This is a genomic window from uncultured Formosa sp., assembly GCF_947500765.1.
GTDB lineage: Bacteria > Bacteroidota > Bacteroidia > Flavobacteriales > Flavobacteriaceae > Formosa.
In genome coordinates, this window is sequence record NZ_CANMTH010000001.1 from 439,014 (window position 1) to 459,566 (window position 20,553).

At 31.8% G+C, this 20,553-nt stretch carries 21 protein-coding genes; 13 read left to right on the forward strand and 8 right to left on the reverse strand.

Features of this window, described 5'->3' with window-relative positions:
* The first annotated feature begins 74 nt into the window (after positions 1–74).
* The 11 genes from Q1B05_RS01870 (at position 75) to tsaB (ending at position 10,173) form a co-directional block, all read left to right on the forward strand.
* Positions 75–791 (forward strand): hypothetical protein, encoded by a 717-nt coding sequence (locus Q1B05_RS01870; RefSeq protein ID WP_299776954.1) that lies wholly within the window; start codon positions 75–77, stop codon positions 789–791.
* A complete protein-coding gene (locus tag Q1B05_RS01875; protein WP_299776956.1) occupies positions 784–1,530 on the forward strand; it encodes an SCO family protein in 747 nt (248 codons plus the stop codon). Before Q1B05_RS01870 ends, Q1B05_RS01875 begins: the two co-directional genes overlap by 8 nt.
* Positions 1,523–2,071 carry a DUF420 domain-containing protein gene (locus tag Q1B05_RS01880; protein ID WP_299776958.1) on the forward strand — a complete coding sequence of 183 codons (549 nt, stop codon included), beginning with the start codon at positions 1,523–1,525 and terminating at the stop codon, positions 2,069–2,071. Before Q1B05_RS01875 ends, Q1B05_RS01880 begins: the two co-directional genes overlap by 8 nt.
* Complete coding sequence (locus tag Q1B05_RS01885) at positions 2,071–2,292, forward strand: hypothetical protein (RefSeq protein ID WP_299776960.1); 222 nt, start codon at positions 2,071–2,073, stop codon at positions 2,290–2,292. The genes Q1B05_RS01880 and Q1B05_RS01885 overlap by 1 nt, the downstream gene beginning before the upstream one ends.
* A gap of 126 nt (positions 2,293–2,418) precedes the next feature.
* Positions 2,419–3,120, forward strand: coding sequence for an ABC transporter ATP-binding protein (locus Q1B05_RS01890; protein ID WP_299776962.1), 702 nt, complete (start codon positions 2,419–2,421; stop codon positions 3,118–3,120).
* A complete protein-coding gene (locus Q1B05_RS01895; RefSeq protein WP_299776964.1) occupies positions 3,113–4,357 on the forward strand; it encodes an ABC transporter permease in 1,245 nt (414 codons plus the stop codon). Before Q1B05_RS01890 ends, Q1B05_RS01895 begins: the two co-directional genes overlap by 8 nt.
* A gap of 1 nt (position 4,358) precedes the next feature.
* Positions 4,359–5,615 carry an ABC transporter permease gene (locus Q1B05_RS01900; RefSeq protein WP_299776966.1) on the forward strand — a complete coding sequence of 419 codons (1,257 nt, stop codon included), beginning with the start codon at positions 4,359–4,361 and terminating at the stop codon, positions 5,613–5,615.
* A 20-nt stretch (positions 5,616–5,635) separates the two neighbouring features.
* Positions 5,636–6,793: an efflux RND transporter periplasmic adaptor subunit gene (locus Q1B05_RS01905; protein ID WP_299776968.1), complete on the forward strand. Its 1,158-nt coding sequence runs from the start codon at positions 5,636–5,638 to the stop codon at positions 6,791–6,793.
* Positions 6,794–6,845: 52 nt separating this feature from the next.
* Entirely contained in the window at positions 6,846–8,198 is a 1,353-nt protein-coding gene (locus Q1B05_RS01910; RefSeq protein ID WP_299776970.1) for a TolC family protein, read from the forward strand.
* A 3-nt stretch (positions 8,199–8,201) separates the two neighbouring features.
* On the forward strand, positions 8,202–9,479 hold the full coding sequence (locus Q1B05_RS01915; RefSeq protein ID WP_299776972.1) for an efflux RND transporter periplasmic adaptor subunit: 1,278 nt from the start codon (positions 8,202–8,204) through the stop codon (positions 9,477–9,479).
* A gap of 19 nt (positions 9,480–9,498) precedes the next feature.
* Positions 9,499–10,173 (forward strand): tRNA (adenosine(37)-N6)-threonylcarbamoyltransferase complex dimerization subunit type 1 TsaB, encoded by a 675-nt coding sequence (tsaB, locus tag Q1B05_RS01920; protein ID WP_299776974.1) that lies wholly within the window; start codon positions 9,499–9,501, stop codon positions 10,171–10,173.
* Here the strand turns inward: tsaB and Q1B05_RS01925 are convergent, their stop codons facing one another.
* Together Q1B05_RS01925 and Q1B05_RS01930 are read right to left on the reverse strand one after the other, a co-directional pair.
* A complete protein-coding gene (locus Q1B05_RS01925) occupies positions 10,174–10,989 on the reverse strand; it encodes a mechanosensitive ion channel domain-containing protein (protein WP_299776976.1) in 816 nt (271 codons plus the stop codon). It lies immediately after the preceding gene.
* A 164-nt stretch (positions 10,990–11,153) separates the two neighbouring features.
* Positions 11,154–12,056: a NifU family protein gene (locus tag Q1B05_RS01930; protein ID WP_299776978.1), complete on the reverse strand. Its 903-nt coding sequence runs from the start codon at positions 12,054–12,056 to the stop codon at positions 11,154–11,156.
* Positions 12,057–12,330: 274 nt separating this feature from the next.
* On the opposite strand from Q1B05_RS01930, the gene Q1B05_RS01935 reads away from it, so the two are divergent.
* Positions 12,331–13,338 (forward strand): type IX secretion system membrane protein PorP/SprF, encoded by a 1,008-nt coding sequence (locus Q1B05_RS01935; RefSeq protein ID WP_299776980.1) that lies wholly within the window; start codon positions 12,331–12,333, stop codon positions 13,336–13,338.
* 17 nt (positions 13,339–13,355) lie between these two features.
* Positions 13,356–13,871: a gamma carbonic anhydrase family protein gene (locus Q1B05_RS01940; protein WP_299777466.1), complete on the forward strand. Its 516-nt coding sequence runs from the start codon at positions 13,356–13,358 to the stop codon at positions 13,869–13,871.
* A 5-nt stretch (positions 13,872–13,876) separates the two neighbouring features.
* Here the strand turns inward: Q1B05_RS01940 and murI are convergent, their stop codons facing one another.
* The 6 genes from murI to Q1B05_RS01970 form a co-directional block, all read right to left on the reverse strand.
* Positions 13,877–14,656, reverse strand: coding sequence for a glutamate racemase (gene murI / locus Q1B05_RS01945; protein WP_299776982.1), 780 nt, complete (start codon positions 14,654–14,656; stop codon positions 13,877–13,879).
* Between the two features lie 66 nt (positions 14,657–14,722).
* A complete protein-coding gene (locus Q1B05_RS01950; RefSeq protein WP_299776984.1) occupies positions 14,723–15,232 on the reverse strand; it encodes an OmpH family outer membrane protein in 510 nt (169 codons plus the stop codon).
* 33 nt (positions 15,233–15,265) lie between these two features.
* Positions 15,266–16,411, reverse strand: coding sequence for an OmpH family outer membrane protein (locus tag Q1B05_RS01955; RefSeq protein WP_299776986.1), 1,146 nt, complete (start codon positions 16,409–16,411; stop codon positions 15,266–15,268).
* 171 nt (positions 16,412–16,582) lie between these two features.
* Entirely contained in the window at positions 16,583–19,252 is a 2,670-nt protein-coding gene (bamA, locus tag Q1B05_RS01960) for an outer membrane protein assembly factor BamA (RefSeq protein ID WP_299776988.1), read from the reverse strand.
* Positions 19,185–19,868 carry an isoprenyl transferase gene (locus Q1B05_RS01965; RefSeq protein WP_299777468.1) on the reverse strand — a complete coding sequence of 228 codons (684 nt, stop codon included), beginning with the start codon at positions 19,866–19,868 and terminating at the stop codon, positions 19,185–19,187. The genes bamA and Q1B05_RS01965 overlap by 68 nt, the downstream gene beginning before the upstream one ends.
* A gap of 59 nt (positions 19,869–19,927) precedes the next feature.
* On the reverse strand, positions 19,928–20,530 hold the full coding sequence (locus Q1B05_RS01970; protein WP_299776990.1) for a DUF6089 family protein: 603 nt from the start codon (positions 20,528–20,530) through the stop codon (positions 19,928–19,930).
* Between the last annotated feature and the right edge of the window lie 23 nt (positions 20,531–20,553).

The window sequence follows — 20,553 nt, forward strand, 5'->3', positions numbered from 1 at the left end:
TTTATTAAACCGTCTTTTTTATTTTTGCACCATATTTAAAATTTGATTTCAAGTTTTGCTTAAAAGCCTCATTTATGAATGCTAAATTAATAAAAAGATACGCCGTTTTAGTTATCTTATTTTTTCTTCCCGTTACCTTTTTATTGTTTTTATATCCGGCAAAACATAATTATAATACATTAGATGTTTTAAGTTCTAGGGTTACAGATATTGATGGTTTTACATCAGATACTGATGATGCTATTCTTCTAAACAACCATCTTACCGTTGTTAGTTTTTTTGGAACCAATCCATTAGAAAAATTAACAGCAGCTTCAAACTTAAAAGAATTAATCTACGATAAATTTAAAGGTTTTAAAACATTTCAAATTGTTATTCTTCTCCCGACAGGGACTCAAGCCGATGCAAAACAGCTAAAAGAAGAATTAATGAAATATGATGAACTTAAATACTGGCATTTTGTTTTCGGACCTCCAAATGCTATTAAAGCTATTCATAATAGTTTAAATGTTCCAGATAGTTTAGATGCAACTTTGGCTACAGACAATGTTTACATTGTAGATAAAGAATTAAATGTTAGAGGGCGATTAGACGATCGGTCAGATAATGAATTGGCTAAGAAAGCTGCAGTACATTCTAAATGGTCTTATGATGCGATTAAGGTAGCCGATTTAAAAAATAAAATGAGTGAAGATGTTAGAATCTTATTTACCGAATACCGCCAGAAGCGTAAAGGGAATTTTGATTCAACATCTAGAAGAGCTAACGATTTAAAAGGAAAAGATGAGTAGTAAAACCAATTATTCGTACATAGGTATTGCCTTTATTATTTTAGTATTCGGAATTTTATTTATTCCTAAAATTGTAGATCGTATTAAAAACGATGATGTGTCACGTAGTGATAGAATAAGCAATATCCCTGATAATAATTTTTCTAATAAAGAAAAATTAATGTTTCTAGAAATTGATGGGGAAGCTAAAAAGGTACCAGAATTTAGTTTTACAAATCAAAACGGAAAGATTATTACTAATACAGATTATTTAGGTAAAGTTTATATTGTAGAATTTTTCTTTACCACTTGTCCAACTATTTGCCCAATTATGAGCAGAAACTTGGTTCAAATTCAAGAACGTTTTAAATCTATAGACGGATTAGGTGTGGCTTCATTTACAATAAACCCAAGTCACGATACTCCAGAGGTTTTAAAAGCGTATGCTGAAAAATACGGTATAACTAATCCGAATTGGAATTTAATGACAGGAGATAGGGAGGCTATTTACCAATTAGCAAATTTAGGCTTCAATTTATATGCAGCTGAAAACGGAGATGTAGCCGGAGGTTTCGAACATTCTGGAAATTTTGCCTTAATTGATAAAAACGGTTTTATTAGATCGCGTGCAGATCAATATGGAAATCCTAAAATTTATTATAAAGGGACTATTACTGAAGAAGAAAAGTACGACGACGACGGAGAAGAAGAAGAAATAAGTATGCTTAAAGAAGATATTAAAAAGCTTTTAAATGAATAATTCAGAATACGTAGTAAATACAGAAAAAGCAGTTAAATACAATAAATGGATTGTTGCTTTATCAATTATAATACCTATTGCAGTAGCTATATTATTTGGTGTTAGAATTCCAAATGTAGAATCATTATGGTTTTTGCCTCCAATTTATGCTGCTACAAATGCAATAACAGCAGTGATTTTAATTTTAGCGTTCTTAGCGATTAAAAAGAAAAACGTGAAGCGACATGAGTTATTAATAAAAATAGCCATGATACTTTCTGTCTTATTTTTGGTTTTGTATGTAGCCTATCATATGACAAGCGACTCTACAAAATTTGGAGGAGAAGGTGCTATAAAATATATTTATTATTTTATATTATTCACTCATATTGTGTTGTCAATTATCGTTATCCCTTTTGTTTTAGTAACTTATGTACGTGGAATAACTAACGATATTGTTCGTCATAGAAAAATTGCTAAAATTACATTTCCATTATGGTTATATGTAGCAGTAACAGGTGTTGTGGTATATTTATTAATCTCTCCATATTATAATTTCTAATGAAAAAATCACACCTTTTATTAGTTATATTATTACTTGCTATTAGCTTTTCTTCAGAAGCACAATGTGCTATGTGTCGTGCTGTTTTAGAAACAGAAGATGGTCAAGGTGCGGCAAAAGGTATTAATGATGGTATTGTGTATTTAATGGCCATTCCGTACATTTTAATTGCAGGCATTGCATATGCGATGTATTTGAAATTCTTCAGAGAAAAAAAATAATCTTATTTTAGTGTAACAATTTGTTTATTAAGTAGTCTTAATATTAGTGATTATGCAAAAGACTTAACAGTTCTGTTGTATAATGACTAATATTTTTATAACATTACAATTATTAAGCTACCTAATATGATTGAAATTAATGATTTACATAAATCTTACCACATGGGGGCAAATTCGCTTCATGTGTTAAAAGGTATTAATTTTAATGTAAAAGAAGGCGAGCTTGTTTCAATAATGGGGTCTTCTGGTTCTGGGAAATCTACATTACTGAATATTTTAGGGATGTTAGACGAAGCCGATTCGGGGAGTTATACCTTAGATGGGTTTCCAATAAAAAATTTAAACGAGAAGATTGCAGCCAACTACCGCAATAAATTTTTAGGATTCATCTTTCAATCCTTCAACTTAATCAATTATAAATCGGCTTTAGATAATGTTGCTATGCCATTATATTATCAAGGCATGAAGCGCAAAGAGCGTATAGAAAAAGCCGCTCATTATCTAGAAAAAGTAGGATTAGCAGATTGGTCTCATCATTTACCTAGCGAAATGTCTGGAGGTCAAAAACAACGTGTTGCTATTGCAAGAGCTTTAGCAAGCGACCCTAAAGTATTATTAGCCGATGAGCCTACAGGAGCATTAGATACTAAAACATCTTACGAAGTTATGGACCTTATTCAGGGTATTAATGAAGAAGGGAAAACAATTTTAATCGTAACTCACGAGCCAGATATTGCACAAATGACTAAACGTATTGTGAATTTAAAGGATGGCTTAATTATAAATGATACCAAAGTTGAACAAGTTAGAGCTATAACAAATGTTTGATATAGAACGCTGGCAAGAAATTTTTGAGACCCTCAGGAAAAACAGACTAAGAACATTTCTTACTGGACTTTCTGTGGCTTCTGGTATCTTTATTCTAGTTATTTTATTAGGTTTTAGTAGAGGGATTCAAAATGGCGTAACGTCTCAATTTGAACGCGATGCCTCTAACCTAATTAGCATTTGGCCAGGAACGACAACTAAAGGCTACAAAGGCTTAAATCCTGGGCGCGATATTCAGTTTAAAAATAAAGATTTCAATATGCTTTCTAATAAGTATGACAGTTATATTGAACATAAATCATCTTTTTATACCATTTGGGGCGGATTAGTAAATTATAAAAATGAATCTGGAAGTTATCGTATTCAAGGTATTCTGCCAGGAAATCAGTACATAGAAAACGCAGATATTGGTCAGGGAAGATTTATTAACTATTCAGACGTCGAGGGAGCCAAGAAAGTTGCTGTTATAGGAAATCGTGTAAAAAAGGATTTATTTAAAGATGAAGATCCTATTAATAAAGAAATTACTGTTTATGGAATTAGTTACAAAGTTGTAGGCGTGTTTTTTGATCCAGGAGGAGAGCGCGACGAGAGTAAAGTGTTTTTACCTTTATCTTCTGCTCAACGTTCGTTTAATGGTGCAGATACAATCAGAAATATGATGTTTACCATAAAGATGTCAGACGATTATAATAAGGCCGCTTTGGAATCTGCAGCACTTGCCGAAGATATTTTAACCAATTTAAGAGAACAGCACATTGTCTCTCCAGACGATACAAGTGCCATTAGGGTATATAATACCATGGAAGAGGCTAAAAAAATCTATTCATTAATAGCTACTATTTCGGCCGTATTTTGGTTTGTAGGTATAGGTACCATCATTGCAGGTGTTGTTGGTGTTGGAAATATTATGCTAATTATTGTAAAAGAACGTACTAAAGAAATAGGGATTAGAAAAGCATTAGGAGCACAACCCATGTCTATTGTAGGTATGATACTTCAGGAATCTGTTTTTGTAACTATGTTTTCTGGATTATTTGGTTTAATACTCGGTCTAGGTTTACTAGAAATAGTTGGACCTTTAATAGAAAGTGATTTTATAAAATATCCTCAAGTTGATTTTAACACCGCTATAACCACAGTTTTTATTTTGGTATTTGCCGGTGCTTTAGCAGGATTTTTTCCAGCATATCGTGCTGCACAGATAAAACCAATAATCGCTTTAAGAGACGAATAATATGTTTAGTAAAGATAGATGGGACGAAATATTAGAAGCTTTAAGTGCTAACAAGTTTAGAACCTTGTTAACAGCCTTTGGTGTCTTTTGGGGAATTACAATATTGGTATTGTTATTAGCCTTAACAAATGGATTAAAAAACGGTGTGACTGCAGATTTTGGAAACTTTGCTACAAACTCCATGTTTATGTGGACACAACAGACCTCAATTTCTTATAAAGGATTACCAAAGGGTAGATTTTTTAATTATAAATTAGGAGATGTAGAGGCTTTAAAACAAATACCAGAACTTAAGTATGTCTCACCAAGATTGCAGTTGGGTGGTTATAATGGAGAAAATAACGTTACTCGCGGTATGAAAACGGGTGCTTATCAGGTAAATGGAGATTACCCTGAATTTATAAAACAACAACCCATGGATATTATTAGTGGACGTTTTATAAGTTATTCAGATATAAATGTTAATCGAAAATCTTGTGTTATTGGAGTCGATGTAGTTAAAGGATTATATGACAAAAATGAAGATCCTTTAGGAACTTATATCAAGATTAGTGGAGTAAACTTTATGGTAGTCGGGACATTTAAAGCGAGTAATTCTCAAGGCGATCAAGAAGAAGATGCAAATACTATTTTTGTACCATTTACATCATTTGGTCAAGCGTTTAATAGAGGAGATAATGTAGGGTGGATGGCTATTACTGGTCAAGACAATATAAGTATTACAGATATAAAACCTAAGATTTTCGAGCTTATAAAAGCCCGACATAAAATTCATCCAGATGATGATAGAGCCATAGGTAATTTTGATTTATCTGAAGCTTTTGGAAGGGTAAATGGATTGTTTTCTATTTTAGGCTTTGTAGGTTATTTTGTAGGTGCTTTAGTTTTAATGTCTGGTATTATTGGTATTAGTAACATCATGTTAATCGTCGTTAAAGAGCGTACCAAAGAAATTGGTGTACGTCGTGCGTTAGGAGCAACCCCTTGGATGATTAAATCACAAATATTACAAGAGAGTTTAATTTTAACTATTGCTTCTGGCATGGTAGGTATATCGTTTGCCGCAGGAGTTATTTGGGTAATGAATTATATATTAGATAATAGCGGACCTGTAGATAATTTTGCTAATCCAAGTGTAGGCATGTCTGTTGTATTTACAGCCTTATTTATATTAGTAGTTTCAGGATTATTAGCAGGTTTAATTCCTGCAAATAGTGCTACAAAAATGAAACCCGTAGACGCATTAAGAATTGATTAAAAAGTAAAGAATTAATATACATGAAAAGATCATCAACCGTAATCGTATTAATCCTAATTGTCATAATTTTTGGGGTATCTCTATTTTATTTATGGAATAAAAATCAAGAAGATCCTATTACTTATACTACAGATGTACCGGTAGAACAAACTATTGTTGTTAAAACTGTAGCAACAGGTAATATTGTGCCAAAGGAAGAAGTGCTTATTAAACCAAACATTTCAGGAGTTATTGAAGACATTTATATTGAAGCTGGCGAATATGTTAAAACAGGCGATTTAATTGCTAAAATTCGTGTCATTCCAAATGTATCTTCTTTAACAAGCGCTAAAAATAGTATAGCAACTAATCAAACGGCTTTACAAACAGCTAAAATAAATTTAGAAACGCAAGAAGCTAATTACAATCGCCAAAAAGCCTTGTTTGAGAAAGGAGTCATTTCAGAAAATGATTTCGATGGTATTAAAAACACATATTTACAGACTAAACAAGCTGTTGCACAAGCCGAAATTAATGTAACATCGGCCAAGCAAAATTTTGATATTATAAAAACAGGAACTACTTCTGGATTAGGGAATATAGCACAGACTTTGATTAGATCGACCGTGTCTGGGATGGTTTTAGACGTACCTGTTAAAGCAGGAAACCAAGTTATTGAGGCCAATAACTTTAATGAAGGAACATCTATAGCCACTTTAGCCGACGTAAATAAAATGATTTTTGAAGGCAAAGTAGATGAAAGTGAAGTAGGAAAAATAAAAGAAGATTTACCTTTAGAAATAACAGTTGGAGCTATTGAAAATAAAACGTTCGATGCGATTCTAGATTATATAGCCCCACAAGGCGTTGAAGAAAATGGAGCCATTCAATTTGAAATTAAAGGGACTTTAAATAAAGTAGACGATGTATTTATACGTGCAGGCTTAAGTGCCAATGCTTCTATTATTTTAGATAAAGCAGAAAATGTTTTAGCTATTAAAGAAGCTTTAGTACAATACGATGAAAAAACACAATTACCATTTGTAGAAATTGAAGAAGGCGATCAAGAGTTTGTAAGAAAAGATGTGGAGTTAGGCATCAGCGATGGTATTTTTGTGCAAGTAAAAAGCGGAATTTCGAAAGACGATAAAATTAAAGTTTGGAATCAAATACAAGGAACTCCAAAATATGCGCAATAAATTAACGCCTGCGTGTAACACTTTTAACTATTTTTAGACTGATAATGTAATTATGAAAAAAATAACACTTTTAGGACTTTTCCTTTTTAGCGGAATAACTATTTACGCACAAGATAACAAACAATGGACTCTAGAGGCCTGTGTAGATTATGCTCTTGAGAATAATATTTCTATTAAACAATCTGAATTAGATTCAAAATTGACGGATATTGATAAATCTCAGGCAATGATGAACTTCTTGCCTACATTAAGTGCCAACACATCGTTTAGTATTAATACCGGAGCCAATGTAAATCCATCGACTAATCAGTTCGAAAATCAAACATTTAGATCGGCTAGTGGAGGTATAAACTCTGGAGTTAACTTGTTTTCTGGATTAGAAAATTGGAAAACACTTCAGCGTTCAAAAATTAATATTATTGCGTCTCAATATCAATTAGATAAAATGAGAGACGATATTTCAATATATGTCGCGAATGCTTTTGTTGAAATTTTATATAATAAAGAACAAATAAAAGTTCTAGAATCACAAAATAAAATTACCAAAGAAAATTTAGATCGTACTAAAGAATTAGTTGATGCAGGTGTGTTACCACAAGGCGATTTATTAGAAATAAAAGCGACAGATGCCACGCAAATTCAACAAATTATAGCTGCCGAAAATGATTTGTTTATTACAAAAATAGGCTTAGCTCAATTGTTACAAATAGCAGATTATCAAAATTTCGATATTGCTGAAGAAGATTATGGTTTGTTTCCAGACTCTATTTTAGAAGAAGATGCATCAACAATAATTAAGAAAGCTAAAGAAGAAGTTTACGATGTAAAGATTGCTGAAGCTAATTTAGAATTGGCAGAAAAAGATTTAGAATTAACAAAAACATCATATTACCCTACTTTATCAGCATATATGGGGTATAGTACACGTTGGTCTAGTACAAATTTAGATTTTATTACAGGCGAGCAAATGGGCTTTTTTGATCAATTATCAACCTTTGATGGGACTTCTTTTGGTGTTCAACTTAGTGTGCCTATCTTTAATGGTTTAACAACAAGAAACAACGTAAAACGTAGTCAAGTAAATGTAGAACGTTCTAAATATTTATTAGAACAAGCTAATTTAGACTTAGAATCTAAAGTGTATCAAGCGTATAACGATGCTAAAAATGCAAAAAAATCTTACGAAGCTGCAATGCAAACTGCAGAAGCTAGAAAATTAGCTTTCGAATATGCACAGGAGCGCTATAGTGTAGGATTATCTAATGCCTTCGATTTTAACCAGTCTGCTATTACCTTTGAAAACGCACAATCGGAAGTGGTTAGAACAAAGTATCAATACATTTTTAAAGTAAAAGTTTTAGAATTCTATTTTGGAATTCCTATCGACCAAATAAATTATAACTAAACCATGAAGAAGAAAAAGTTAATTCTTATTATTTCCATAATTGTAGCACTTCTGGCATTGCTTGTCATTGGAAAAAAAGCAGGTTGGTTTGGTAAGCAAACTAATTTTAAGGAAGTTGAAACTCAAGAAATTTCAACAATAGATATTATTGAAACCGTATCTGCAACAGGAAAAATTCAGCCAGAAATTGAAGTTAAATTATCTAGTGAGGTATCTGGAGAAATTATAGCTTTACCAGTACGCGAAGGTCAAGAGATTCAAAAAGGAGATTTGTTGGTAAAGATAAATCCAGATATTTATCAGTCTAGTTTAAACCGTTCTCAAGCTACACTTCAGAATGCTAAATCAGGTTTAGATCAGGCAGAAGCTTCTTTAAAAGAAGCTAAAGCAAGTTACGAACGTAATAAAACGTTATTCGAAAAAGGCATTATCGCAAAAGCAGATTGGGACAAAGCAATTTCTGCTTACGAAGTTGCCGAAGCTTCTAAATCTTCTGCATATTATAATATGCAAAGTGCAGGAGCAACCGTAAATGAAGCTAACGATAATTTAAATAGAACCACTATTTTTGCACCCATGAGTGGAACTATTTCTAAATTAGATGCAGAATTAGGAGAACGTGTAGTAGGAACACAGCAAATGGCTGGTACAGAGATTATGCGTGTAGCTAATTTAAATAACATGGAAGTTGAAGTTGATGTTAATGAAAATGATATTGTTAAAGTAAATATTGGAGACTCTACAATTGTAGAGGTCGATGCATATTTAAAGAAAGAATTTAAAGGCATTGTAACAGAAATTGCAAATTCTGCAGATGAAGCTTTAACTTCAGATCAAGTGACAAACTTTAAAGTCAAAGTTAGAATTTTAGAAGAATCGTATAAGGATTTAATTGTAGGTAAACCAAAATCATACTCTCCTTTCCGTCCAGGAATGACGGCTACTGTAGATATTATTACAAAACAACGTAAAGGTGTTCTTGGAGTGCCTATTAGTGCTATTGTAATTAAAAATGATACTACAACTTCTAAAACAGTTACTCCAAAAGAAACAACATCAACAGAAAAATTTGAATGTGTTTTTGTGAAAAATGGAGAATTGGCTAAACTTCGTGTTGTTAAGACGGGAATTCAAGACAATTCAAATATCGAAATTCTTTCAGGATTAAAAGAAGGAGATCAAGTTATTACTGGACCTTACAATTTGGTAACTAAAACGCTTAAGAGTGGAGACAAAGTTGGTTCGAAATCTGAAGACGAAGAAGAAAAAACAGAAGAATAATTAAACGTATACATATACCGTGGCATTACTATTAAACATAGAAACAGCGACAACAAACTGTTCGGTCTCACTATCTAAAGATGGTGAGACTTTTGCTTTAAAAGAAGATAACGATAAAGGCTATTCGCATGCAGAAAGACTTCACGTTTATATTAAAGCATTATTAGAAGAAAATAATATTGAAGCCTCTCAATTAGATGCCATAGCCGTTAGTAAAGGGCCAGGGTCTTATACAGGATTAAGAATTGGTGTCTCTGCTGTTAAAGGGCTTTGTTATGCTTTAGATAAACCCTTAATTTCTGTGTCTACTCTAGAAGCTTTAGCACATCAAGTAAACACTACAGATGGGGTTATTGTATCGATGTTAGATGCGAGAAGAATGGAAGTATATTCGGCTATTTATGATGCCCATTATAACGAAGTTCGAGAGATACAAGCAGAGATTTTAGATGCTCAATCTTTTGCATCTTATCTAGAACAAGGCAAAGTGTATTTTGTAGGTAATGGTGTTGAAAAGACAAAGACCATCATCACACATCCTAATGCTGTATTTGTAGACGATAAATTACCATCGGCTAGAGAAATGGGTTTTTTGGCAGATTTAAAGCACAAAAAAAGCGACACCGAAGATGTCGCTTATTTTGAACCTTATTATTTAAAAGATTTTGTGGCTTTAAAGCCTAAAGCTAAATAATTAAGCTTGTTTATGAATTTCAACTTGATGTGGGTAAGGAATTTCGATTCCAGCTGCATCAAGTGCTAATTTTGTGTTTTCTGTAACATCAAAGAATACAGTCCAGTAATCTTCAACTTTACACCAAGGTCTTACCGCAAAGTTCACAGAACTATCTGCTAATTCCTTAACATTTACAGTGGGTGCTGGCGTGTCTATAACTAATGGGTGAGAGGTTAATACATTCATTAAAACGTCTTTTGTTTTCTTAATGTCAGCATCATAGCTTACTCCAAACACTAAATCTACTCTACGTGTACCTTCAGTACTATAGTTTACAATGTTTCCGTTAGATAATGCACCGTTAGGAATAATTATTTCTTTATTAGATAAACCTGTTAATTTAGTAGTGAAAATTTCGATTTGTTTTACAACTCCTATTTCTCCTTGCGCTTCAATTAAATCTCCCATTTTAAATGGTTTGAAGATCATGATTAATACTCCACCAGCAAAGTTCCCTAGAGATCCTTGTAAAGCTAAACCAATAGCTAAACCAGCAGCAGCAATAATTGCAGCAAACGATGTTGTAGGTACACCTAACGTTCCTAAAAGTGTAATGATTAATAGTATTTTTAGCACCCAACTAATAAGGTTGCTTAAGAAACTTTGTAAACTTTTGTCATATCCAGCTTTAGTCATTAATTTTGCTGAAGTCGTAATTAATTTCTTAATAATCCAAGAACCAATAATCCAAATTAAAATTGCTCCAATAATTTTTACTCCGTACTCTAATCCTAAATCAAGCCACTTTTCTGTGTTAACGTTTTCTAAATCCATATTTTATGATAATTAATTTTTATAATGCAAATCTAAAAAAACTGTGTAAAGTTTAAGTTTTTTATTCAATAAAGAATTTTTAATATAAAAAAAAACGCTCAATATTAACTAATTCTGTGCGTTTGTACTTACTTAAATTAATATATAAGTCTTTGTAAATGAATTTATCCGTTTATAGCTTCTACAATTTCTACTTTATCTTTTAACATTTCTTTAAGCATGTTTTCAATACCATTTTTTAATGTAAATGTAGAAGACGGACATCCGCTACAAGCTCCTTGAAGAATAACTTTTACCGTTTTTGTATCTGCATCATACGACTGAAATTGAATATTTCCTCCGTCGCTTGCTACTGCAGGTTTTATGTATTCTTCTAAAATATTTATTATTTCTTTTGAAACATCGTCCAAAGCTTCAAAATTTTCATCAATTTGTGGTGTTGTTTTTCCCATAGCTTCTGGAGCTTCAGGAAGTACAACATCTTTACCTTGTTCTATAAATTCACGAATAAACTCACGTAGTTCTAAAGTTATATCTTGCCATTCTGCAATGTCGTATTTTGTAATAGACACATAGTTCTCGTCTATAAACACACTTTTTACAAAAGGAAAATGAAATAGTTCTGAAGCTAAAGGTGATAGTTTTGCTTGGTCTATAGAGGTGAATTCAAATAATGCAGCAACTAGTTTTTTATTCGCTACAAATTTTTGTACAGCAGGATTAGGAGTGCTTTCTGCATATACTGTAACTGCAGTTTTCTTTGGCGCACTATCATCTAAGACAACTACGCCATCGTTATTTAAATAGTCTTCTATTTGTTTTGCAACTTCGTTTTGTACATCTTTCCATTCTACGATATTAAAGCGTTCTACTGCTATAAAATTAGCAGATATATAGACTTTTTTTACAAATGGTAAATAGAATAATTGTTGTGCTAAAGGTGAGTTTTTAGCGTCATCTATATTGTTGAATTCAAAACTTTGATATTTGGTTATGAATTGATTTAATTCAAATTTTATAATTGCTGTATTGGTAGTTTCTTGTACAGAAACACTAAATGTTTTCATTTAAAAATAATTTTGACAAAAATAATAAAACTTAATTTTAGAAATCTGTTAATGAGTCTTAAATTATTCTAAGGATAATTTGAAAGGTTTTTCTGATTTTTAACGTTGTTTTACCTAAATCATCTATGAAGTGTTATAAAAATCAGTTGAATTTCCTGTTTTTCATATAACTTTAGACTGTAATGACCGTTAAATTTATATATTTGACAGAACAATATTTTAACTTCCCCTCTTTAGAATATTGTAACTCTATTAATAGCAAATGCATTTATACATGAATTTTAGGATTTATAGTTTAGTTTTCCTTTTTGTATTGATAACTTCACTTGGTAACGCTCAAGAAGGCCTGCCAATTTATACAGATTATTTAACCGATAATAATTATTTGATACACCCTTCTATGGCTGGTGTATCTACTATTTCTTCAAAAATACGATTAACAGCAAGGCAACAATGGTTGGGGCAAGATGATGCTCCTAGTTTAATGACAGCAAGTATTAATGGTAGAGTAAATGAGTATTCCCCATCTGCTATTGGAGGAATTTTATATTCCGATAAAAATGGTTATCATTCACAGAAAGGAGCTTATGTAACTTATGCGCATCACTTAATGTTTTCTAGGAACCCAATTGATTTAAATATGTTATCCTTTGGGTTAAGTGCTGGATTTATTCAATATAGTTTAGATGAGTCTGAGTTTTTAAGTGCTGGTTTTGATCCTATTATATCTGGTATCGAGCAAAGTTCTACTAATTTTAATATGGATTTAGGTGTATCTTATCAGTTTATTACTACTTATATACATGCCACGATAAAAAATATATTGAAAAATGATGGTATTAATAACGATATCGAAGTTACAAATAATTTAAGACGTTATTTATTTTCTGTAGGTAGTGTATTCCATACAAAACGTATAGATACAGATATTGAGCCTTCGGTAATGATTCAATATAAAGAAGGAACTAAAGAAACTGTTTTAGATTTTAATTTTAAAATGTATAAAGATTTTGAAAAATCTAAAATGTATTTCGGTTTATCTTATAGAATTAATATTGATGGTACACAGTATTTAGATGGTTCAGGAGAGAGTGAACAAAAATTACAATATATAACACCTGTTTTTGGATTGTCTATTCATCAATTTGTGTTTTCTTATGCTTATAATTATCAGGCCAACTCTGTTGTGTTTAATAATGGTGGGTTTCATCAGTTTTCTTTAGGTTATAATTTTAATATTAGAAGACCTAAATATGATGGTAGATTGCCTGCCAATAATTAACTTTGTATAAAACATATATTATGATTATAAAAGCGGTTAATGGACATGCTCCACAGATCCCAGAAGATTGTTTTGTTGCAGAAAATGCTACGATTGTTGGACAAGTAAGTATGGGTAAAAATTGTAGCATTTGGTATAATGCTGTACTTCGTGGTGATGTGCATTTTATTAAAATGGGAGATAAGGTAAACGTTCAAGACGGTGCTGTAATTCATGCTACCTATCAAAAATCACCAACTACTATTGGTAATAATGTTTCTATAGGGCATAATGCATTGGTTCATGGCTGTACAATTCACGACAATGTCTTAATTGGTATGGGAAGTATTGTTATGGATGATTGTGTGATTGAAAGTAATTCTATTATAGCAGCAGGTGCTGTTGTAACTAAAAACACGATTGTGAAATCTGGAAGTATATACGCCGGTGTTCCTGCTAAAAAAGTCAAGGATATTAGTCAAGAATTAATTTCTGGCGAAATAAATAGGATAGCAGATAACTATGTTAAATATTCTAGCTGGGTTAAGGAATAATACAATTAAAATTTTAAGAAGTTTACTGAATATGGTTGTTTTAAAAGCGCTTGCATAACTTTTGGATCTCCATTAGAATAAAATAGATGTTTTGCCGAAATTGTTTCTGTGTTCAGTAAATTTTGTTTTTTTAATATAGATTTAGTTTGTCTTGCAACAGCTTCTCCAGAGTCTATAATTTTTACTTGTTTAGGTAATAATTGTATAAGAAGAGGTAGTAGGAAAGGATAATGTGTACACCCTAAAACTAAGTAGTCTATGTTGGCATCTATCATGGGTTTTAGATAGGCTTTAAGTAATATTCTCATCTCTTCACTTAACGTTTTTCCTGATTCAATTAAAGGTACAATACCTTCTCCAACTTGTTCTATTACTTGCACATCGTTTCGGTATAAATTTGTGGTATCGTGAAATAGTTTACTCGCTAGAGTTCCTTTTGTTGCTAAAATTCCAATAGCTTTAGTCTTACTGTTTAAAGACGCTGGTTTTATAGCTGGTTCTATACCTATAAAAGGGACGTTATACGTCTCTCTTAGTGTTTTTATGGCATTAGTTGTTGCTGTATTGCATGCCACTACAATAAGCTTGCAATTGTAACTTAAAAGTAGCTCTGTATTTTTTATACTTAATTGCAGTATCTCTTCTGCTGTTTTATTTCCATAAGGCGCATTAGCACTGTCTGCTAAATATATTGTGTTTTCATGAGGTAGTAATGCATCAATTTCTTTATAAATTGATGTTCCTCCAACACCTGAATCGAATATGCCAATTGGTTGTGTACTCATAATATCAAAAATAAAAAAAGCTGCTTTAAAAAAAGCAGCTTTTTGAATATCGTTAACGTAATTAAATTAGAACCCTAATTCTTTTTTTACGTCTGTTAATAAGTTTTTACCATCTGCCATGATAACTCCTCCACCTTGAGAAGCATCTAATACATAATCAAAACCTTGAGCTCTTGCTACTTTTAATATTGCAGCTTTTGCTTTTTCAGTAATAGGTTTTAATAAATCTACTTCTTTTTGTTGCATGTCTTTTTGAGCTTGTTGTTGGTACTGACGAATGTTTTGTTCCATTGTTTGTACTTCTTGAACACGTTTAGCATTTTCTTCTTGAGTTTTTGTAGCAGACTCAGCATCGTATTGCTTTACTTTAGTATCAAGTTCTGTAGCCATATTTTTAATATCAGTCTCGTACGTTTTTCCTAATTTCTCCATTTGCGCTTGAGCAGATTTCATTTCTGGCATAGAAGAAACCAATTCTTGAGTATTAATATGAGCAACTTTACTTTGTGCTTGTACAAAAGATGATGCGCCAATAAATAAAGCTGTTGCTATTAAAAGTGTTTTAAATTGTTTCATTTTTAAAGTATTAATTTGTGTTATAAATTTTTGTTAATTACTCTCTTCGTTATTATTTTCAATATTTTCTTGAGCTTCTCGTTCTAATTTTGCTTTTTCACGTTCTTCAAGAATACGTTGTTTTCGTGCTTCTAATTCTAAAGCTCTTGCTTCGCGATCTTTAATTTTTTGTTGTTTACGCGCTTCAAGAATTTCTTCTTTAGTTTTTGGTTCTGATTTCGCTTCCGTTTCTGTTTCAGATTCTGTCTCTGTTTCAGATATTGTTTCTAAATCATATTCAGTAGGTGCTGATGCATTACTGTCTTCCGAAGTTTTTGATTCACTAGCAGTTATTTCTTCGCTTGTTTCTTCAGAGGTCGCTAATGTATCATTATTTTCTGAATTTTCAGAAACTTTATTTCGTGCAGCTAATTTTTCTTGTCTAGCTATTTCACGATCTTCAAGAAGTTTCTTTCTACGATCTATAGCTTCTTGTTTGCTTACGGCTCTTGCTTCTAGAATTTCTTGTCGGCGTTGTTCTTCTGCTTTTGCGCGTTCTTCTAATTTATCTGCTTGTGCTTTTTCTCTAGCTTCTAGTTCTGGATTATAATCTGGAACTATATCTTCATCTGCAGCAGCTTTACGTTGTGCTTTAGTTTGTGCTTGTTGTCGTTTAGATGTTCTGTTTATACTTCTTAAAACAAGTTCGCTTATATCGTATCGTTCGGCAGAATATAACATGACCAAATCTGCAGATTTATCGAATATAAAATCATATTGTTTTGATGCTGCTATATCTTGTACTGCTGAAAAAATTTGATCTTGTATAGGTTGAATTAATTGCGTTTTCTGAACCATTAAATCTCCATTAGGACCAAATCGTTTTTGTTGTTGATCTAGAATTTCTTTTTCTTCAAAATCGATATCTTCTTTGCGTTCTTCGTAAAGCTCGGTAGTTAAAAGTGCTTTTTCATTGCTTAAGTCTTTTCGTTTTTGAGCGATATCGTTTAATTTTAAATCGATATCTGCTTTCCAACGCAGTACTTTATCGTTTAATTGAGAAGAGGCATCTTGATATTCAGGAATATGTTCTAAGATATATTCTGTATCAATATACCCAATTCTTACACCTCGCTGTCCATGTGCTGTAAGACTTTGTAAACTAACTACAGTCATTAAAAAAAGAACGTATATTTTCATCTGTTTCATATTAATAAATATTATTAACTGCTAAACTTTATAAACGACAGATGAATTAAATTATTCTGTCACTTCCTGATTTAAAGTTTCCAAAATTAACAAATTTTAATTTTATAACTTTTAAAACAAGAAGTAAATCACTGAAGTATCTATAGAAAATATCATGCCAAATTAAAATTGTTGTCCAATGATAAAGTGTGTTTCCCATCCGTTTGGAGAAGTTTCTCCTGGAAGTGGATCAAATCCGTATCCAAAGTCAATACCTAATAAACCAAATGCAGGCATAAATACACGTAAACCAACACCAGCAGATCTTTTTAATTGGAATGGATTATAATCTCTAAAAGCGTTAAATGCTGCACCACCTTCTATAAATGAAAGGGCATATATTTTTGCAGATGCTTTTAATGTAATTGGGTAACGTAATTCTAACGAGAATTTATTATAAATGGATGCTCCATCTTCTGTTGTATTACCATTACTATCTAAAGGCTGTATAGATTGATTAGCGTATCCACGTAATGCAACAGCTTCTCTACCATCTAAACTATAACTTCCTAAACCATCTCCTCCTAAATAGAAACGTTCGAAAGGGATTACACCTCTATCTTGGTTGTAGGCTCCTAAATATCCAAACTCTACAGTTGGTTTTAATACCAGCTTTCCGATAATGTTTGTATACCATTCTCCTTTAAATTTAATTTTGTAAAATTCTAACCAATTAAAACGTTCTTGGTCAATTTCTCCCATTAAGTCGTATGCGTCACTTCTAGCAACAGTTGATTGGTCTGAATCATTATAAATATCTTCTGCGTCTTGACGTTCTTCTGCTAATTCATTATAATCTACACCGTTAATTAAAGAATATGGTAAAGATAGTTTGGCACTAACACTAAAATTAGAACCTCCTAAAGGGAATACAGGATCGTTCCAGGTGTTGTTTCTTGTTAAGCCTATAGTGTAAGCTAAACTGTTTGAATACCCGTCTGAGAACGTAAATAATCCAGTGCTATAATTTTTAAGGTTGTAGTGTTGTAAACTAACAGATTGTGATAGTGTAAAAAAGTCGTCTGGTATAGATAAACGTTTTGCTAAACCAACAGTAACTCCAATAATATCAAATCGTCTGTCTTTATCTGCTTCACCAGTACTAGAATCGTATAAGAATTGATTAGAGTAAGAGATTGAAGTAGAAAACTGAACTGGTTTTACACCTCCCATCCATGGTTCTGAGAAAGAGAAACTATATGTTCTATAAAACTGACTCGCTTGTAAACGTAAAGACAATTGTTGTCCGTCTCCCATTGGTAATGGCTTATAAGCTTCTTTATTAAAAATGTTTTTTAAAGAGAAGTTGTTAAACGAAAGTCCTAAAGTACCAATGAAACCACCTCCACCGTAACCACCTTGAAGCTCGATCTGGCTAGATCCTGTTTCAACGAGTTCGTATTCCATATCAATCGTTCCTTCATTAGGATTAGGATTGTTGAAGTTAGGTGTAATTTGTTCTGCATCGAAAAAGCCTAACTGACTTAATTCACGTACGGTTCTTACTACATTTTCTTTACTATATAATTCTCCTGGTCTAGTACGTATTTCACGATAAATAACGTGGTCATTAGTTTTTTCGTTTCCAACTACAGTTACTTCATTAAAGTGAACAGGTTTTCCTTCAGAAATTCTAATTTCCATGTCTATTACATTTCCATCTGCATTTGTTTCTACAGCATTAATAGTAGAGAATAAATATCCATTATTTTGGTATAAGTTGGTAATGTCGTTACCGTCTGGTCTACTTTCGTCTGCTATTCCTTTTTCTAATAAAACGCCATTGTATGTATTCCCTTTGCGAACTCTTAAAATAGCATTTAAATATTCGTCTGTATATACCGTGTTTCCAATAAAATTAATTTCTCCAAAGGTGTATTTAGATCCTTCTTCTAAATCTATATTTATAGAAATTGTCTTGTCGTCGTTTACATAAACACTATCAGAAATTACACGTGCATCTCTATACCCGTTTTCTTTATATGTATCTATTATGCTAACTAAATCTGTTTTATAATCTTCTTCAATGAATTTTGAACGTTTCCAAGCACGTAGAATCATTTTTTTCTTAGTATTTTTCATACTTGCTAGAAGTTTCTTATCTGCTAAAACAGTATTGCCTTCAAAATTAATGTCTTTAATTTTTACTTTCTCACCTTTATCAATAGAAACAAGCATATTTACACGTGGTTTCGCTATTGAATCGTCTACAGGAAAGACTCTAATATTTACTTTAGAGTTATAAAAACCATCTTTTTTATATTTAGACTCTAAATAGTTTTTGGTCGTTGTAATTAGGTTTTCGGTTACTTTTACACCTTCATTAAGGTTGTTATCTTCAATAATATCATCGAATTTACCTTTCTTAACTCCGTCTATTCTTAAATTCTTTAATTCTGGTAAATCGAATAAGTGTATTTCTAGACTAGCTACATCGTCATGTACATCTTTAATGTAAATTTCGATATCGCTAAATAAACCAGATTTCCATAGTTTTTTAATAGACTCACTAATTTCTTCTCCTGGAATTAAAATCTGAGAACCTTTTCTAAGTCCAGAATACGTTACAATAGTTTGTTCACTAAAACTAGAATTACCAGTTACAGTAATTTCTGAAATGGTATATTTTTGTCCGCTGTCAGTAGCCTGTGCATTAACAGATGATGTGGTTAATGCAAATAATAAAATAAAAATGAATGGTAAATATGTTTTCAATGATAATGAATTAGCTAAGTTGTTCACTTGTTTTTCCAAAACGGCGTTCTCTTTTTTGATAATCAGTAATAGCATCATACAAATGTTGCTTTGTAAAGTCTGGCCAAAGTACATCTGTGAAATATAATTCGGCGTAGGCTATTTGCCAAAGTAAAAAATTGCTTATGCGTTGCTCTCCACTAGTACGTATAAGTAAATCTACGTCTGGTAAATTTTGCGTGTAAAGATGCTTATTTATAACTGATTCATCAATATTTTCTAAAGAAATTATATTATTTTTAACTTTATTACTTATTTCTTTTACCACAGATATTAATTCTTCTCTTGATCCATAACTTAAAGCTAATGTTAGAGTCATCCTTGTGTTATCCTGGGTTTTAGTAATAACTTCGTGTAGTTCTTTAAATACTTTTTTAGGTAAAGAATTTAAGTTTCCTATGGCATTTAACTTAATATTATTGTTTTGAAGTGTTTTAATTTCTTTTTTTAAAGAACTGACTAGTAGCTTCATAAGAGTGTCTACTTCTAATTTAGGGCGATTCCAGTTTTCTGTAGAGAAGGCGTATAAGGTTAGATTTTCTATACCTAATTCTGCACAAGTTTCTACAGTTTCTCTAACAGACTTCGTTCCGTTTTCGTGGCCAATGGCACGAATAAATCCTTTTTGTTTAGCCCAACGCCCGTTACCATCCATAATAATGGCGATGTGTTTGGGTAATCTATCTGTATTAATGTTTTCTTTCAAAATTTATTTTAATTAGTGCAATAACAAGGATTTCTACCAAAAGTGTAAGTTAGTGTTAATCCTGTAAACACGTACCAATCGTTATTATTTAAATTCCCTAACTCATCACTACCATCTAAATCGTCTGAAAATGAAAATCGGGCTCCAACTTCTGCTCCAATATTAAAAGATCTGTTAAGTCTAAATTTATAACCTAGAATCATAGGTAATGCTAATGCCCATTTCTTTTTTAATTCTTCGTTCGTATGGTTTAAAACACTTAAACCGGTGTATATATAAGGTGTGCTTTGTGCTCCAGAATGATGCAAATCAAATTCGAAAAAGTTGAATTCTAATCCGGCTGATAATTCACCAACGGTTTTAGTTTTTGTTGGTTCATCTTCACTTATTTGAAGTTCTGTCATTATTCCAGAAACTCTCCAAGAGTGTCTAGAGCTTTTATTCCATTTATAGATCCCTCCAATAGCAAATTGATTTGGATTTATAAAACTAGGTTCTCCAACATCTCCTATTAAATTACTTCCACCTAAAAACACCCCAAATTCATGTATTTGGGAATAACTAGATTGTAGACAAAAAAGACTTATAATAAGTACAAGTATATACTTCATGCGGTTTTAAAGTTTGCAAATAT

Bases quoted from the DNA above. Each gene is read 5' to 3' on its own strand.
- Q1B05_RS01955 (WP_299776986.1), bottom strand. From the start codon at position 16,411: ATGAAAATATACGTTCTTTTTTTAATGACTGTAGTTAGTTTACAAAGT.
- murI (WP_299776982.1), bottom strand. From the start codon at position 14,656: ATGAGTACACAACCAATTGGCATATTCGATTCAGGTGTTGGAGGAACA.
- Q1B05_RS01925 (WP_299776976.1), bottom strand. From the start codon at position 10,989: ATGGATTTAGAAAACGTTAACACAGAAAAGTGGCTTGATTTAGGATTA.
- Q1B05_RS01965 (WP_299777468.1), bottom strand. From the start codon at position 19,868: ATGGATGGTAACGGGCGTTGGGCTAAACAAAAAGGATTTATTCGTGCC.
- Q1B05_RS01915 (WP_299776972.1), top strand. From the start codon at position 8,202: ATGAAGAAGAAAAAGTTAATTCTTATTATTTCCATAATTGTAGCACTT.
- Q1B05_RS01900 (WP_299776966.1), top strand. From the start codon at position 4,359: ATGTTTAGTAAAGATAGATGGGACGAAATATTAGAAGCTTTAAGTGCT.
- Q1B05_RS01880 (WP_299776958.1), top strand. From the start codon at position 1,523: ATGAATAATTCAGAATACGTAGTAAATACAGAAAAAGCAGTTAAATAC.
- Q1B05_RS01970 (WP_299776990.1), bottom strand. From the start codon at position 20,530: ATGAAGTATATACTTGTACTTATTATAAGTCTTTTTTGTCTACAATCT.
- Q1B05_RS01930 (WP_299776978.1), bottom strand. From the start codon at position 12,056: ATGAAAACATTTAGTGTTTCTGTACAAGAAACTACCAATACAGCAATT.
- Q1B05_RS01950 (WP_299776984.1), bottom strand. From the start codon at position 15,232: ATGAAACAATTTAAAACACTTTTAATAGCAACAGCTTTATTTATTGGC.
- Q1B05_RS01935 (WP_299776980.1), top strand. From the start codon at position 12,331: ATGAATTTTAGGATTTATAGTTTAGTTTTCCTTTTTGTATTGATAACT.
- Q1B05_RS01890 (WP_299776962.1), top strand. From the start codon at position 2,419: ATGATTGAAATTAATGATTTACATAAATCTTACCACATGGGGGCAAAT.
- Q1B05_RS01875 (WP_299776956.1), top strand. From the start codon at position 784: ATGAGTAGTAAAACCAATTATTCGTACATAGGTATTGCCTTTATTATT.
- Q1B05_RS01910 (WP_299776970.1), top strand. From the start codon at position 6,846: ATGAAAAAAATAACACTTTTAGGACTTTTCCTTTTTAGCGGAATAACT.
- Q1B05_RS01905 (WP_299776968.1), top strand. From the start codon at position 5,636: ATGAAAAGATCATCAACCGTAATCGTATTAATCCTAATTGTCATAATT.
- Q1B05_RS01885 (WP_299776960.1), top strand. From the start codon at position 2,071: ATGAAAAAATCACACCTTTTATTAGTTATATTATTACTTGCTATTAGC.
- bamA (WP_299776988.1), bottom strand. From the start codon at position 19,252: ATGATGCTATTACTGATTATCAAAAAAGAGAACGCCGTTTTGGAAAAA.
- Q1B05_RS01895 (WP_299776964.1), top strand. From the start codon at position 3,113: ATGTTTGATATAGAACGCTGGCAAGAAATTTTTGAGACCCTCAGGAAA.
- Q1B05_RS01870 (WP_299776954.1), top strand. From the start codon at position 75: ATGAATGCTAAATTAATAAAAAGATACGCCGTTTTAGTTATCTTATTT.